Here is a 15,215-nt window from a genome sequence, read left to right as displayed (position 1 = left end):
CTTCAGTTCGGACAGCCGAAGGGCACGAAGGTGCTGGCCATGCCTTCATTCATGGTCATCACGGTCAACAGGTCCGCAAGCTCGATTTCCTTGCCGGTTTCCGGGCATAGCTTTGAATTGCCGGTGCAGCCGCCTTCGATGAAGGTGGTATTCCGGGCAAGAAAACTCTCCCGTATTCCATCGCGCCCCACGGCGTGCAGGGCATCGTCGAAGGCTTGCCGGTAAAGGGCACATTTCCGCTCGGTCCATGTCTGCCCGTCCCGACTCGCATCCTGCGCGAACACGGGCTGCGCAAGCAGCGCGGTAAGGGTGACGAGGACGCCCGTGGCAAGGAGGCGTGCCATGTAAGGCAGGCGTTGAGCCAGCCCTCTGAGCCTCCGCGCGGATGGTCTGCACCGCGCTGGTTTGTATCGTCCTTTCACGGATCGACCGGGATCATTGTCGCCTGCATCAGCGCGATGCAGGTTTCGCGACCGTCGCGCAGCGCCACCACCTCGGCGCGGCAGACGGACAGGCGGCGGCCCGCCTTTGCGACTTCGCCGCGCGCGATCAGCCGGTCGCCGATGCAGGGGGACATCAGGTTGATCTTTGCTTCCACCGTCATCACCTCGCGCCCCTCGGGCATCAGGGTCAGCGCGGCATAGCCTGCGGCGGTATCGGCCAGAGCGAAGGTCAGGCCTGCATGGCCCGCGCCGTGCTGCTGGCGGGCGCCCTCGCCAATCGGCGCCTCAAGTACCACCCTTCCGGGGGCGACCTCGGCCACCGTGGCGCCGAAGGTCTGCATCAGGCTTTGCGCGGCAAAGCTGTCGCGAATCCGCTGTTCCATCCGTTCCTCCCCCTGCGCATCAGGCGAGACCCGCCGCCACCATCAGCCGCGCAGCCGCTGCCTCAGCCAGTCGCTCGCGCCCCTCACCCTGAACGGGGATGCGGCCCGGCTCAAGGAACAGCGGCGCGGCCAGAGGTGTGACGCTGCGTAACCGGCGGAGGTCGATCCGGCCCTGCACGCGGGAAAGCCGGTCCTCGATCCGGCCGAAATCGACCAGACCGCGCATCGCCTCCTCTCGCGTGATCTGCAACATCAGGTGATCGGGGTCGAAACGGCGCAACGTGTCGTAAAGGATGTCTGACGAAAAGGTTGCCTGCCGCCCCGATTTGCGCCGCCCCTGATGCTGCCGCTCGATCAGCCCGGCGATGATGGCCGAGGCGCGGAACGTGCGCTTCATCACCGCATTGCCGGCGAGCCACCCCTCCAGCCCGTCCCGCAGGGCCGCGATATCGAACAGCGGCGCTACCTCCAGCACCGGCTCCAGCCCCCAGATCAGCGTCGCGTAATCGGTGCAGACGAAGCCCAGCGGGGCAAGGCCGGTTTCCTCCATCCGCTTCGTCAGAAGGATGCCCAGCGTCGCCTGCGCATTGCGCCCGGCAAAGCCGTAGACGCACAGATGCTCGCGGCCCTCATGCGGGAAGCTCTCACACAGCAGGCTGTCGGGGCCGGGCATGGACGACACCTCGCGCTGCAAGGCCAGCCATTCGGCGGTATGGGCGGGCAGATTAGGCCAGGCGGGTTGTTGCAGCAGGCGCAGGATGCGGTCGGTCAGTCGGGTGGATGTGGCGAATTTGGTGCCATTGAATACTGCGACCTTCGGATCCCGGCCGGGGCTGCGCGATACCTCTACCGTCAGCTCGTTCAACCCCTCGTAGCGCACGATCTCGCCGCCGATCAGGAAGGTATCGCCCGGGGTAAGGCTGGCGGCGAAGCCTTCCTCAACCTCGCCCAGAGGCTGCGCCCGGCCCCGCAGACGGACCTTCAGCACCTCGGTGTCGATGACCGTGCCAAGGTTCTGCCGGATCACCGCCGCCGCGCGGGGATCGCGCAACTGCCAGAGCCCGTCCCGCAGCATCAGCCGTTGCCAGCGGTCATAGGCGCGCAGCGCATAGCCGCCGGTGGCGCAGAATTCGAGACAGGCGTCGAACTCCGGGCGTGAAATCCCCGCATAGGGCCCGGCGCTGATGACCTCGGCATAAAGCGCATCGGCCGCGAAGGGACCGGCGCAGGCCGTGGCGAGGATATGCTGGCACAACACGTCGCGCGGGCCGGGGCCGCGCGGCTCGCCATCCAGATCGCGGGCGCGCACCGCCTCCAGCGCGGCCTGACATTCCACCACTTCCCAGCGGTTCGCGGGCACCAGCAGCGCCTTCGACGGCGCGTTGTAGCGGTGGTTCGCCCTCCCGATGCGCTGTACCAACCGCTTGACGTTCTTCGGCGCGCCGACCTGTATCACAAGATCCACGTCGCCCCAGTCGATCCCCAGATCCAGCGTGCCGGTGCAGACCACCGCCCGCAACTGCCCGGCGACCATCGCCGCCTCGACTTTCTCGCGGCTTTCGCGGGCAAGGCTGCCGTGATGGATGGCGATGGGCAGGCTTTCATCATTCGCGAGCCACAGGTGATGGAAAAAGATCTCGGCCTGCGCGCGGGTATTGTGGAAGATCAGCGTGGTGCGGTGGCGCTTCACCTGTTCCAGAATCGCCGGAATGGCATGCCGTCCTCCACCGCCTGCCCAGGGGGGCGGTGCGCCGGTGTCCAGCATGGCGATATCCGGCTCCGGCCCGGGATCGGCTTCCAGCACCTGCGCCCCGGCGCCCAGAAACTGCGCCAGCGCGTCGGGATCTTCCACGGTGGCCGACAACCCTACCCGCCGCAGCCCCGGCGCGAGCCTTTCCAGCCGTGCCAACCCCAGCATCAGCTGGTCGCCCCGCTTGCTTTCGGCCAGCGCATGAATCTCATCCACCACCACCCGCCGCAATCCGGCGAAGATGCGCGGCGCATCCTCATAGCTCAGCAGCAGCGCAAGACTTTCCGGCGTGGTCAGCAGGATATGCGGCGGATCGGCGCGCTGGCGACGGCGCTGGGTGTAGGTCGTGTCGCCCGTGCGGTCCTCGATACGTATGGGCAGTCCCACCCCCTCGACCGGGCGCCGCAGGTTGCGACGGATGTCGGCTGCCAGAGCCTTGAGCGGAGAAATGTAGAGCGTGTGCAAGCCAGCGCGCGGATCTGCCGCGATTTCGGCCAGTGATGGCAGAAATCCGGCAAGTGTCTTGCCCCCGCCCGTCGGCGCGATCAGCAGGGTTGAGCGATCCTGCCCGCGCTCCAGCATCGCTATCTGATGCGGGTGCAACTGCCAGCCTTGCGTGGCGAACCAGTCAGAGAGGGCAGGGGGCAGGATGCTCATGCCGCCAAGATAGCCGTTTGCCGCCCCGCGACCAGTGCATCCTCTTGCTTCTTGCCTGAAATACTCCGGGGGTCCGGGGGCTGGCCCCCGGTTCCGGCGGTCGCGCCAGGACTGACCTGCGGACCGGGGCGCTGCCCCGGACCCCGGAGTATTTTCACAAGAAGCAGGGCAGGAGCCTTGCGCGAACGCCGATGCGGGCCTAGGGATTTCCCATGAAGATCCTGTTTCTTGGCGATGTGATGGGGCGCGCGGGGCGTGCGGCGATCGTGGAGCGGTTGCCGGGCCTGCGCGCTGAATGGGGGCTCGATTTCGTCGTGGTGAACGGCGAAAATGCCTCGTCGGGCATGGGGCTGACGGCAGAGCATGCGAAGGCTCTGCTGGCGGCGGGGGCGGATTGTCTGACGCTGGGTGACCATGCCTTTGACCAGAAGGACATGCTGCCCTTCATCGAGCAGGAAAACCGCATCCTGCGGCCAATCAATTTCGCCAAACTGGCACCGGGCAAGGGCGCGCGGCTGTTTTCGGATGCGCGCGGGCGCAAGGTGCTGGTGGCGCAGGTTCTGGGGCAGGTTTTCATGAAGCGGCCCTTCGACGACCCGTTTTCCGCCATCGACACGGTGCTGAAGGCGCATCCGCTGGGCGGTCTGGCGCAGGCGATCGTTGTCGATGTGCATTGCGAGGCCACCAGCGAGAAAATGGCGATGGGCCACTGGTGCGACGGACGGGCGAGCCTTGTTGTCGGCACCCATACCCATGTGCCGACGGGTGATGCGCAGATCCTGAGTGGCGGCACCGCCTATCTGACCGATGCGGGTATGTGCGGCGATTACAATTCGGTCATCGGCATGGAGAAGCTGGAGCCGATGCGGCGCTTCGTGACCGGCATGCCGAAGGACCGTTTCAGCCCGGCCAACGGCCCGGCCACGCTGTCGGGTGTGCTGGTCGAGACCGATGACCGCAGCGGCAAGGCGCTGTCGGTGCGGATGATCCGCATCGGGGGCCGTTTGCAGGAGACGCGGCCCTGATCCCGGCGCGCGGACCGGACAGGATTTCGCGACGCGGGCCGGCGAGAGAGAGTTTTCCTTTTTCGGCTGTTTGACAGGATCTGGCAAAACTTTCCTTTGCCAGATGGAGAATAATTATCTACCAAGTCAGTCGAGTATAGCGGAGACATCCATGTTCGGCATCGAACTTGCGCAGGACAGTCAGGCTTTCGTTTCCATCGGCATCCTGCTGGTGATGTTCGTCCTGTTCGTGAAAGAGGTCTTTCCGGTCGAGGTGACGGCAATCGCCGGCGCAGCGGTGATGATCCTGCTGGGCATCCTTCCCTACAAGGAAGCGCTGGGTGTTCTGTCGAACAACGCCCCCTGGACCATCGCGCTGATGTTCATGGTGATGGGCGGGCTGGTGCGCACCGGATCGGTGGAAATGCTGATCGGTTATGCCGAAGCGCATGTCGGCAGCCGGCCGAAGATGACGATCTTCGTGCTTTACGGCTTCATCGCCATTGCCTCGGCCTTCATGAACAATACGCCGCTGGTGGCGGTGATGATTCCGGTGGTCATCCAGATCGCCGGGCGCATTGGCTCCTCCCCGTCAAAGATGTTGATCCCGCTGAGCCATATGACGGTGATGGGGGGGATGATCTCGCTGATCGGCACCTCGACCAATCTTCTGGTCGATGGCGTGGTACATAGCGCGGGCATGCCGCATTTCGGCCTGTTCGAGATTGCGCCGCTGGGGATTGCCGTCGTGATCGTGGGCGGGCTTTATCAGGCGGTTTTCGCCCGGCGGCTGCTGCCGGACCGGCAGTCGATGGCCTCGATGCTGGGTGAACGCAAGCGCATGAAATACTTCACCGAAGTGGCGATCCCCGAGGATTCGGTGCTGATCGGCACGCCGGTGCTGGAGGTGCAGCAGTTCAAGCGGGCAGGTGTCCGGGTGATCGACGTGCTGCGGGGCGACCTGTCGCTGCGCCGCGATCTGGCAGCGGTGGTGCTGGATGCCGGGGACCGGGTGGTGTTGCGCACCGAGATGTCTGAACTGCTGGACATGCAGAACCGCACGGACATGCGCATCGTCGACAAGCTGTCCTCGGTGCAGACAGAGACGGTGGAGGTTCTGATCACGCCGGGCTGCCGCATGATCGGCCGATCACTGGGCGAGATGCGGTTGCGGCGGCGCTATGGTGTCTATGTGCTGGCGGCGCATCGCAAGAGCCAGAACATCGGGCGCCAGCTGGATGAACTGGTGGTGCAGGTGGGCGACACGCTGCTGCTGGAAGGCAGCGCCGAGGACATCAAGCGGCTCGCCGATGACATGGACATGGTCGATGTGTCGAAGCCCAAGCAGCGTGCCTATCGCCGGGGCAAGGCGCCCATCGCCATCGGTGCGCTGGCCGCGGTGGTCATCCTGTCCGCGATGGATTTCGCGCCGATCTATGTGTTGGGCCTGTTTGCCGTGACGATCATCCTCGTGACCCGCTGTGTCGACAGTGACGAGGCACTGGGGTTTGTTGATGGCCGTCTACTGGCGATGATCTTCGCGATGATCGCTGTGGGGCAGGGGCTGGAGGAATCGGGGGCGGTCGCGCTGATCGTGACGCATGTCGAACCGTTCATGCGTGAGTTGCCGCCCTTTGCCATGATCATGGTGGTCTATCTGCTGGGCGTGGTGCTGACCGAGTTCCTGTCGAACAACGCGGTGGCCGTGCTTTACACGCCCATTGCCATTGAACTCGCCCGCCAGCTGGGTGCCGATCCGCGGCCCTTCGCGGTGGCGGTCATGTTCTCGGCCACGCTCGCCTTCGCGACGCCCATCGGTTACCAGACCAACATGATGGTCTATGGCCCCGGCGGCTACAAATTCACTGATTTCACCCGGATCGGGATTCCGCTGAACATCATCACCTGGCTGCTCTGTTCGGCGCTGATCCCGCTGATCTGGCCGCTGTTCCCCTGATCCGCGCCGCCGGGCGGGGGGTTGCCGCAGTCCCCCGCTGTGGTGTAGAGGGGCGCATCATACATACGGGACCGGGAGAAGAGGCCATGGCAGGCCATTCGAAATGGGCGAACATCCAGCATCGCAAGGGCAAGCAGGACAAGCTGCGCTCGAAGATGTTTTCGAAACTGGCGAAGGAAATCACCGTCGCCGCCAAGATGGGCGATCCCGATCCCGACAAGAACCCGCGTCTGCGTCTGGCGGTGAAGGCGGCCAAGGCCGTTTCGATGCCGAAGGACGTGATTGAACGTGCCATCAAGAAGTCGATCGGCGGCGATGCCGAAAGCTATACCGAGATCCGGTATGAGGGGTACGGCGTCAACGGGATTGCGATCATCGTCGAGGCGATGACCGATAACCTGAACCGCACCGCTTCGAACGTGCGCAGCTATTTCACCAAATGCGGCGGCAATCTGGGGCAGACCGGCTCGGTTTCGCACAGCTTTGACCGCGTGGGCGAGATTTCCTATCCCGCTTCGGCCGGATCCGCCGATGACGTGATGATGGCGGCGCTGGACGCCGGGGCCGACGATGTGGAATCGGATGACGAGGGCCACTGGATCTATTGCTCGGTCGAGAGCCTGTCCGAAGTTTCGGACGCGCTGGAAAAGGCGCTGGGGGAATCGACGGAGTCGAAGCTGATCTGGAAGCCGCAGTCGCTGACCGAGGTCGATCTGGAAACTGCGCAAAAGCTGATGCGTCTGATCGACCTGCTGGAAGAGGATGACGACGTGCAGACCGTCACCCACAATTTCGACGTGCCCGAGGATGTGGCGGCGCAACTGGCCTGAACGGGTGGTGGAAACAGAGGGCCCTCGCAGTGATGCGGGGGCCCTTTTCTTATGGCGTGCCGGATGGCGGGGTTGGAATCTGAGTATTTTTGCAAGAAGCAATTGGGTCAGGCTGTGATCAGCGCCTGACGGGCTGCCTGTTGCAGCGCGCGGCTGAGCGGGGCAAGCGCAGGTGCGGTGCGGCGGGCGAACTGCCAGTGCAGCGGGGTATCGAGCGGCGTGTCTGGGATCAGCTCCCGCAGCCGGCCCGTGGCCAGATGCGGCGCGGCTTGCAGAAGGGGCAGCATCCCCCAGCCAAGGCCCGCCAGCGCGCCATCGACAAAACCCTGCGACGAAGCGATGCGATGTGTGGGAAAGGCAATTTCGCTGCCAAGATTTTGCCGTAACCAAAGGGATTGCAGGCGGTCCTTGTCAGAAAATGTCATGCCGGGGGCACGCGCCATGGCGGGCCGTGTCGGGCCCGCGGGCAGATGGCGTGCGATGTAACCGGGGCTGGCAGCGGCGATGTAACGCAGGATGCCAAGCGGCAGCGTATCACAGCCCTGAAGCGGGCCGGGGTGCGAGGTGATGGCGCCCGCCACCTCACCCGTGCGCAGCCAGTCCTGGCTGACGTCCTGATCGTCGATCACGATGTCGAACAGCATTCCTTCAACTGCGGCCAGCGCCGGGATAACCCAGGTGGCGAGGCTGTCGGCATTGACCGCGATCCGCAGCGTGGCGGGTTGCGGGTCGGGCAGGGGCAGCGCGGCTTCGAGCAGCATCACCTCATCGAAGTGGCGGATCAGGCGCAGGCCAGTTTCAGTGGCGATGCAGGGCTGGCCCCGGCGGATCAGCAGGCTGCCGATGCGATCCTCCAGCGCCTTGACCCGTTGCGAAACGGCAGAGGGTGTGATGCCCAGCTGCGCGGCGGCCAGATCGAAGGCGCCCCGTCGGTGGACGGCGGCAAGGGCCGCGAGATTAGGATAGTCTAACATTAGCAGAACTTCATCAGGCACAGAAAGATTAACTGGATTGCGCCCAGGCCGCGCCGTTAAGTCAAGCCGGAAACGGAGGATCATATGGCAGGCGAAACCGATCTGGCGCGGCTTCTGGCGGAAATGGCGCCGAAGCCGGAGGGGCAGGACTGGGGCTATGCGGTGGTGTCAGGTCCATTGCCCGAGGGGCTGGACTGGTTCGCCCTGGTGCGCGAGGCCGAGGGGCTGACCGTCATCGCCCCCATGGTGGCGCTGCGCGCGGCGGGGTTCGCGGCGGAAGGGCCAATGGCGCGCATCACCCTGACCGTGCATTCGGCGCTGGAGGCGGTGGGGCTGACGGCGGCGGTTTCGGGGGCGCTGGCCAAGGCCGGGATCAGCGCCAATATGGTGGCGGGATTTCATCACGACCACATCTTCCTGCCAGCAAAGGATGCTGAAAAGGCGATGGCGGTGCTGCGGGGGCTGAGCCATGCTTGAGGCGGTGGTTGCGGGCTATCTGGTCTCGCTGAGCCTGATCGCGGCCATCGGGGCGCAGAATGCCTTTGTGCTGCGGCAGGGGCTGCGGCGCGAGCATGTGGGCGTGGTGGTGGCGATCTGTGCCGCCTCGGATGCGCTGCTGATCTCTGCCGGGGTCGCGGGGTTTGGCGCCATCGCGGCGGCGCTGCCGTGGTTCGGGGGGGCGATGCGCTGGCTGGGCGTGGCGTTCCTGCTGGTCTATGGCGCCTTGCGGTTCCGCGCCGCGCTGAAGGGGGGCGAGGCACTGGTGCCGAAGGGAAGCGAGCCGGTGCCGCTGCGCCGGGTTGTCACCATGTGCCTGATGTTCACCTGGGCCAATCCGCATGTCTATCTGGATACGCTGGTCTTCATCGGCTCGGTCTCGGCGCAATATGCACCGCACGGGCTTGCGTTCGGGATCGCGGCGGCGGCGGCCTCGCTGAGCTTCTTTGCTGCGCTTGGCTATGGCGCGCGCCTGCTGGCGCCGGTCTTTGCCCGGCCCGCCGCCTGGGTGGTGCTGGAGGCGGCGGTGGGCTGCATCATGTGGGCGCTGGCGGCGGCGCTGGCGCTGGGATGATTGTAGCGGTGACAAAGCCGTCCTTGCGGCGGCCCGGCCCTTGCGGTTGGGTCGAACCATGGATCGGACGCGCGAGATGAAACCCGTCGAGGGTGTGATGTGGATGCTGGCCTCAGGGCTCAGCTTCGTCGGGGTTACCGGGCTGGTGCGCTGGCTCGGCACCGATCTGCCAGCGGCGCAGGGCGCCTTCCTGCGCTTTGCCTTCGGGGTGATGTTCCTGCTGCCGACGCTGGGCCCGGTGCTGCGGGGCGGTTTTGCCCCCGGCGCGATGCGGCTGTTCGCACTGCGGGGGGCCGTGCATACCGTGGCGGTGATCTGCTGGTTCTACGCGATGGCGCGGCTGCCGGTGGCCGAGGTGACGGCGATCGGCTATCTCAACCCGGTGCTGGTCACCGTGGGCGCGGCGGTGTTTCTGGGCGAGAAACTGGCGATGCGCCGCATCCTTGCGGTCTGTGTGGCGATCCTTGGCGCGCTGGTCATCCTGAGACCGGGGATGCGCGAGGTGACGGACGGCCATCTGGCACAGGTGGCGGCGGCCTTCGGCTTTGCCGGGTCTTATCTGGTGGCGAAACGGCTGAGCGGTATGGCCTCCGCCGGGGCAGTGGTGGCGATGATGAGCCTGATGGTCACGCTGGGCCTTGCGCCCTTCGCGCTGGCGGTCTGGGTGCCGGTAACGCCCGTGCAACTGGTGGCACTTGCCGGGGTCGCGGCCTTTGCAACCTCGGGGCATTACTGCATGACGCGCGCTTTCGCGGTGGCGCCGCTGACGGTGACGCAGCCGGTAACCTTTCTGCAACTCCTGTGGGCGACGCTGCTGGGCTATGTCGTGTTTCACGAAACGGTCGATATCTGGGTTCTGGCGGGCGGCGGCGTCATCATCGCAGCGGTCAGTTACATCACCTGGCGCGAGGCCATGCTGAACCGTCGCAGCATCACGCCTTCGGTTCTGGCCACGAAAAGCTGACCCTTCGGTGGCACGGGCTTTGACACCGCCCGTTGCCGCACGCTAGACCGGAACTTGCTGTGAGGCACAGTGGAACCGGCCGGTGAAGGCCGCAAGAGCAGGCGTGCAGATGAAGATTGCGATGATTGGGACGGGCTATGTCGGGCTGGTTTCCGGCGTATGTTTCTCGGATTTCGGGCATGACGTGATTTGCGTCGACAAGGACCCGGCCAAGGTCGAAAAACTGCGCGCAGGCGAGGTGCCGATTTTCGAGCCGGGTCTTGATCAGCTCATGGCCAAAAACGTTGCTGCGGGTCGCCTGTCCTTCACGCTGGATCTGGCGGCGGCGGTGGCCGGGGCGGATGCGGTGTTCATCGCGGTGGGCACACCGACGCGGCGCGGCGACGGTCATGCCGATCTGCGCTATGTGATGGCGGCGGCCGAGGAGATTGGCGCGGCGATGGATGGCTATACCGTCATCGTCACCAAATCCACCGTACCGGTGGGCACCAATCGCAGGGTCGCCGAGGCGGTGGCGAAAACGGCGGGCGGCAAGGAATTCGACGTGGCCTCGAACCCCGAATTTCTGCGCGAAGGCGCGGCCATTGACGATTTCATGCGCCCTGACCGGGTGGTGGTTGGGGTGGAAACCGAACGCGCCCGCAAGGTGATGGCTGACATCTATCGCCCGCTGAGCCTGCGTGATTTCCCGGTGGTCTATACCAATCTCGAATCCGCCGAGATGATCAAATACGCCGCCAACGCCTTTCTGGCGACCAAGATCACCTTCATCAATGAAATTGCCCGCCTGTGCGAGCGGGTGGGGGCCGATGTGAAGGCGGTCAGCAAGGGTATCGGGATGGATGGCCGGATTGGTGCCAAATTCCTGCATGCTGGACCGGGCTATGGTGGAAGCTGTTTCCCCAAGGATACCAAGGCGCTGGCGCGGATCGGGCAGGATCATGCCGTGCCCATGCAGATCACCGAAACGGTCATCCGCGTGAACGAGGAAATCAAGCACCGCATGATCGAGAAGATCGAAGATCTTTGCGACGGTCAGCTGCGCGACAAGGTGATCACTGTTCTGGGCGTCACCTTCAAGCCGAACACCGATGACATGCGCGATGCGCCCTCGCTGACGATCATTCCGGCGCTGGTCGGGGCGGGGGCAAAGGTTCGCGTGGTCGACCCCGAGGGGCGGCGCGAGGGCGAGGCGCTGCTGCCCGGCGTCAAATGGGTCGAAAGCCCCTATGGTGCTGCGCAGGGGGCCGATCTGATCGTGCTTCTGACCGAATGGAACGAGTTCCGCGCGCTGGACATGGGCAAGCTGGCCCGCAAGATGGAGCGCCCGCGCCTCTGTGACCTGCGCAATGTCTATGACCGGGACGAGGTTCTGGCCGCCGGGTTTGAAACCTATGTCGGGGTGGGGCGCTGATCGCGCCCGCCCAATTCCTTTCATTTGAATTAACTCCGGCCCAACCGCCTCGCTAATGCCGCCGGGCTGCCCGGCCCTGCCATGCTTCGTTAAGCCCCGGCTCAGCACCTTGCCCGCATCCTGACCTTGGGTGTGACATGTGGTGTGTGGGGAAGAGGTGCTGGGGTTCAGGGTCATCGGCTCGTTCCGGGCCGCGGCTTCGCAAATGATTGCGGGCATTACCGACATATGCACGCGCCTCGTGGATGGCGTTGCCTATGTCTATACGACGACCCGCGCGGGGGGAGGCATCCTCGCGCTGGAGCTGACGGACAGCGGTGCAGGGTTGCGGCTAATCGACCAGCAGGGTCTGGCCACCGGCGTCTGGATGTCGGCACCGCCAAAACTGTCGCAGGTGAACCTCGACGACGGGCCGATCCTTGTCTGGACAGGCGGCTGGGGCACGCGGCCGGGCGCCTATTGGCTGGACAAGGCAGGCGGCATCGACCGCTGGCTGGGTCTGAAGGATGGTCCCGACGGGATACAAAGCGCGCAGGCCTTCTTCAGCCGCAATGGCCAGACCTTCGCGGCAATCGCCGGGCAGAGTTCGGGGCAGTTGCAGCTTTGGTCACTGGACGGGGCGGGCCGCATGGTGCTGCGCGACGCGGTGGCGCTGGCGGCGGAGGATCAGACGGTCGAGGTGGCGGCGCTGGAGGTGCTGCGCAGCGTCGGCAAGACCTTCCTTGTCTCGCTGTCCAGTCTCTCTGACGGGCTGACGGTCTGGCAGGTCACGGCGGCGGGCACGCTCAAGGCCACCAGCACTGTCGGCGCTTCGGCAGGGATGGGAATTTCCGACCCGTCGGCGCTGGCAGTGGCCGAGGCGGCAGGGCGGCAATGGCTTTTCGTGGCAGGAGCCGGCTCCTCCTCGATTTCGGTCATCAGGGTCGATGCCGACGGAGTGGCGGTTCTGACCGATCATGTCATCGACACGCTGGATACCCGGTTCCAGTCCGTGCAGGCCATCGCCACGGCGGTGGTGGGCGACCGGGTCTTCCTGTTCGCGGGGGGCGGAGACGAAGGGATTTCGGCTTTTGTCCTGATGCCGGACGGGCGGCTTATTCATGCGGGTGTGGTGCTGAAGGACGACCGGCTGGCGCTGGATAATGTGACGGCCATCACGGCTGTAGTGACCGACGGGCGGATCGAGTTGGTCATTGCGGGTGAAGGCCGGGGATTGCATCGCATCAGCGTCGATCCTGGTGTGCTGGCACCCGAAATCATCGGGTCATCGCGCGCAGAGTCCCTGGCGGGCGGAGATACCAACGATCTGATCGCCGGCATGGCGGGGGATGACACGCTCTCGGGGGGCGCCGGGGATGACATTCTGATGGACGGCAAGGGCGCGGACGAGATGTGGGGCGGGCCGGGTGCCGATGTCTTTGTGCTGGCGGCGGATGGTGAGACCGATGTCATCCGCGATTTCACGCTGGGCGTGGACCGGCTGGACCTTTCCGGCTGGGGCCGGATCTATTCGGTCGAGGTGCTGCCGATGAAGGGGCGCACCGGCTGTCTCGTCATCCGCTGGGGAGACGAGGCGCTGTATGTCTACAGCGCGGATGGGCGCAATATCGACCCGGCGACCTTTGCCTCGTCTGATATCTTCGGTCTCTGGCATGTGGTGGCGCCTGCGGTGGTCGCCGGGCGGCGGCTGTCCGGCGCTGCCAGCGCGGAAACGCTGACGGGGGGATCGGGGGACGACACGCTGGAGGGCTCGGGCGGGGGGGACCTGCTGGTCGGTGGCAATGGCCGCGATCTGGTGGATTACGACACGATGTCCCGGGCGGTTCTGGCCGATCTGGGCACGGGGCGCGGTGGCGGCGCGGCGCAGGGGGATCGCTATGACGGGATCGAGGATCTGGCGGGCAGCCGCTTTGCCGATACCTTGCGGGGCAACGACCGGGCCAACCGGCTGGGCGGCGGCGATGGCGATGACCGGCTGGCCGGTGGCGGTGGTGATGACCTGCTGGACGGCGGGGCGGGTGCCGATACGCTGAAGGGTGGTCAGGGTGCCGATACGCTGGTGGGAGGCCCAGGCCGCGATTGCGTCAGCTATCAGGGCGCGCGACAGCCGGTTGTGATCCATCTGGCGCTGGCAGGCGTGAATGCCGGTGCGGCGCTGGGCGATGTGCTGCGCGGGATCGAGGATGTCAAAGGCGGTCGCCGCGCCGATGTGATCACGGGGAACGACGGGGCAAACGCCCTGACCGGCGGGGGTGGGGCCGATCTGCTGGATGGCGGTGACGGCAATGACTGGCTCATGGGCGGTTCCGGGGCTGACACGCTGATCGGGAATGATGGCGACGACCGGCTGCTCGGCGGTAAGGGGCAGGACTGGGCCGTCTATGCCGGGCGGGCGCAGGTACGGGTCGATCTGGCCCTCACCGGCTGGCAGAACACCGGCGGTCGCGGCCGCGACTTGCTGGAGGGGATCGAGAACCTGAGAGGGGGCTGGCGCGACGACCGGCTGCGTGGCGATGGCAGGGCGAACCGGATTTCGGGCGACGGTGGCGATGACCTGATCGACGGGCGGGGTGGCAATGACAAGCTGTCCGGCGATGGGGGCAATGATACGCTGATCGGCGGCGCCGGGTTCGACTGGGCGTTCTTTGCCGGGTCTGTCCCGGTGAAAGTCGATCTTGCCATCTGGGGGGCGCAGGAAACCGGGCAGGGACGCGATCTTTTGTCCGGGGTCGAGGGCGTGCGGGGCGGCTCTGCCGGGGACCGGCTGTTGGGGGATGCGGCGGCGAACCGGCTCGACGGCATGGCGGGGCAGGATACGCTGGCGGGGCGCGCGGGCAATGACCGCCTGCGGGGCGGTGCGGGCGATGATGTGCTGATCGGTGGCCCCGGCAATGACCGGCTGCAAGGCGGCGCCGGAGTGGATGTGGCGGTCTATGCCGGCACGCGCGGGGTGCAGGTCTCGCTTGCGCAGAAGGGCGCGCAGGATATCGCGGGCCATGGCATCGACCGTCTGTCTGGTATCGAAGGGCTGCGCGGTGGCGGTGGCGCGGACAGGCTGACCGGCAATGCAGGGGACAACCTGCTTTACGGTGCCGCAGGGGAGGACCGGCTGACCGGAGGGGCGGGCGATGACCTGCTGAATGGTGGCAAGGGGGCGGATACACTGACCGGCGGGGCCGGGAATGATACGCTCATCGGTGGCAAGGGTTTTGACTGGGCAGTATTTAACACCCGCCGCGATGTGACGGTGAACCTGTCACTGGTCAGACCGCAGGCCACGGCGGAGGGGATGGATCTGCTGCGCCAGATCGAAGGGGTGCGTGGCGGCGCCGGCGATGACCGGCTGAGCGGGAACGGGGCTGCGAACTGGCTGATTGGTGGCGGGGGCGATGATCTGCTGATTGGCGGTGGCGGGCGCGATACGCTGGAGGGCAGCGCGGGAAATGACATTCTGATCGGCGGCTCGGGCGCCGACCGCTTTGTCTTCAGGGGCGGTAAGGACAGTATCCGCGATTTCGACGGGCGCGAGGGGGACCGGCTGTGGCTGGACGACAGTGCACTGAGCATGATCCGGGGCAAGACTGCGGGGCAGATCGTGGCGCGCTGGGGCCATGATCTTGGATCAGCGGTCGAGCTGGATTTCGGCCATGCGGGTAATCTTCACATTGAGGGGATCAGCACGTTGTCTGCGCTGCGCAACTGGATCGAGGTGATCTGAGCCGTAAAAAAGGGTGGGGGCGGAACCGCCCCCCAATTGACGTTATCGC

General features: G+C 65.7%; 12 protein-coding genes. 8 read left to right on the top strand and 4 right to left on the bottom strand.

The window, feature by feature from the left end:
• Positions 1-2: 2 nt before the first annotated feature.
• From AO684_RS09940 to AO684_RS09930, 3 genes are all read right to left on the bottom strand, one after another.
• On the bottom strand, positions 3-344 hold the full coding sequence (locus AO684_RS09940; RefSeq protein WP_054302587.1) for a hypothetical protein: 342 nt from the start codon (positions 342-344) through the stop codon (positions 3-5).
• A gap of 74 nt (positions 345-418) precedes the next feature.
• Positions 419-826, bottom strand: a complete 408-nt coding sequence (locus AO684_RS09935; protein ID WP_054302586.1) for a PaaI family thioesterase — start codon at positions 824-826, stop codon at positions 419-421.
• 19 nt (positions 827-845) lie between these two features.
• A complete protein-coding gene (locus AO684_RS09930) occupies positions 846-3,233 on the bottom strand; it encodes a ligase-associated DNA damage response DEXH box helicase (protein WP_054302585.1) in 2,388 nt (795 codons plus the stop codon).
• 212 nt (positions 3,234-3,445) lie between these two features.
• On the opposite strand from AO684_RS09930, the gene AO684_RS09925 reads away from it, so the two are divergent.
• From AO684_RS09925 to AO684_RS09915, 3 genes are all read left to right on the top strand, one after another.
• Positions 3,446-4,258 carry a TIGR00282 family metallophosphoesterase gene (locus AO684_RS09925; protein WP_054302584.1) on the top strand — a complete coding sequence of 271 codons (813 nt, stop codon included), beginning with the start codon at positions 3,446-3,448 and terminating at the stop codon, positions 4,256-4,258.
• A 151-nt stretch (positions 4,259-4,409) separates the two neighbouring features.
• Positions 4,410-6,194, top strand: a complete 1,785-nt coding sequence (locus AO684_RS09920) for an SLC13 family permease (protein WP_054302583.1) — start codon at positions 4,410-4,412, stop codon at positions 6,192-6,194.
• 86 nt (positions 6,195-6,280) lie between these two features.
• Positions 6,281-7,024: a YebC/PmpR family DNA-binding transcriptional regulator gene (locus AO684_RS09915; RefSeq protein ID WP_054302582.1), complete on the top strand. Its 744-nt coding sequence runs from the start codon at positions 6,281-6,283 to the stop codon at positions 7,022-7,024.
• 107 nt (positions 7,025-7,131) lie between these two features.
• Here AO684_RS09915 and AO684_RS09910 read toward each other — a convergent pair whose 3' ends face one another.
• Entirely contained in the window at positions 7,132-7,998 is an 867-nt protein-coding gene (locus AO684_RS09910) for a LysR family transcriptional regulator ArgP (protein ID WP_054302581.1), read from the bottom strand.
• Positions 7,999-8,082: 84 nt separating this feature from the next.
• On the opposite strand from AO684_RS09910, the gene AO684_RS09905 reads away from it, so the two are divergent.
• From AO684_RS09905 to AO684_RS09885, 5 genes are all read left to right on the top strand, one after another.
• A complete protein-coding gene (locus tag AO684_RS09905; protein WP_054302580.1) occupies positions 8,083-8,475 on the top strand; it encodes an ACT domain-containing protein in 393 nt (130 codons plus the stop codon).
• Entirely contained in the window at positions 8,468-9,070 is a 603-nt protein-coding gene (locus AO684_RS09900) for a LysE/ArgO family amino acid transporter (RefSeq protein WP_054302579.1), read from the top strand. Before AO684_RS09905 ends, AO684_RS09900 begins: the two co-directional genes overlap by 8 nt.
• Before the next feature lie 58 nt (positions 9,071-9,128).
• Positions 9,129-10,034 (top strand): DMT family transporter, encoded by a 906-nt coding sequence (locus AO684_RS09895; RefSeq protein WP_369814586.1) that lies wholly within the window; start codon positions 9,129-9,131, stop codon positions 10,032-10,034.
• A 109-nt stretch (positions 10,035-10,143) separates the two neighbouring features.
• Positions 10,144-11,448 carry a UDP-glucose/GDP-mannose dehydrogenase family protein gene (locus tag AO684_RS09890; RefSeq protein ID WP_054302578.1) on the top strand — a complete coding sequence of 435 codons (1,305 nt, stop codon included), beginning with the start codon at positions 10,144-10,146 and terminating at the stop codon, positions 11,446-11,448.
• Between the two features lie 205 nt (positions 11,449-11,653).
• Positions 11,654-15,166, top strand: a complete 3,513-nt coding sequence (locus AO684_RS09885; protein ID WP_152968391.1) for a calcium-binding protein — start codon at positions 11,654-11,656, stop codon at positions 15,164-15,166.
• Positions 15,167-15,215 lie beyond the last annotated feature (49 nt).

This window comes from Gemmobacter sp. LW-1 (assembly GCF_001303875.1).
GTDB classification, from domain to species: Bacteria; Pseudomonadota; Alphaproteobacteria; order Rhodobacterales; family Rhodobacteraceae; genus Gemmobacter; species Gemmobacter caeni.
This window is presented reverse-complemented; position numbering and strand designations above follow the sequence as displayed.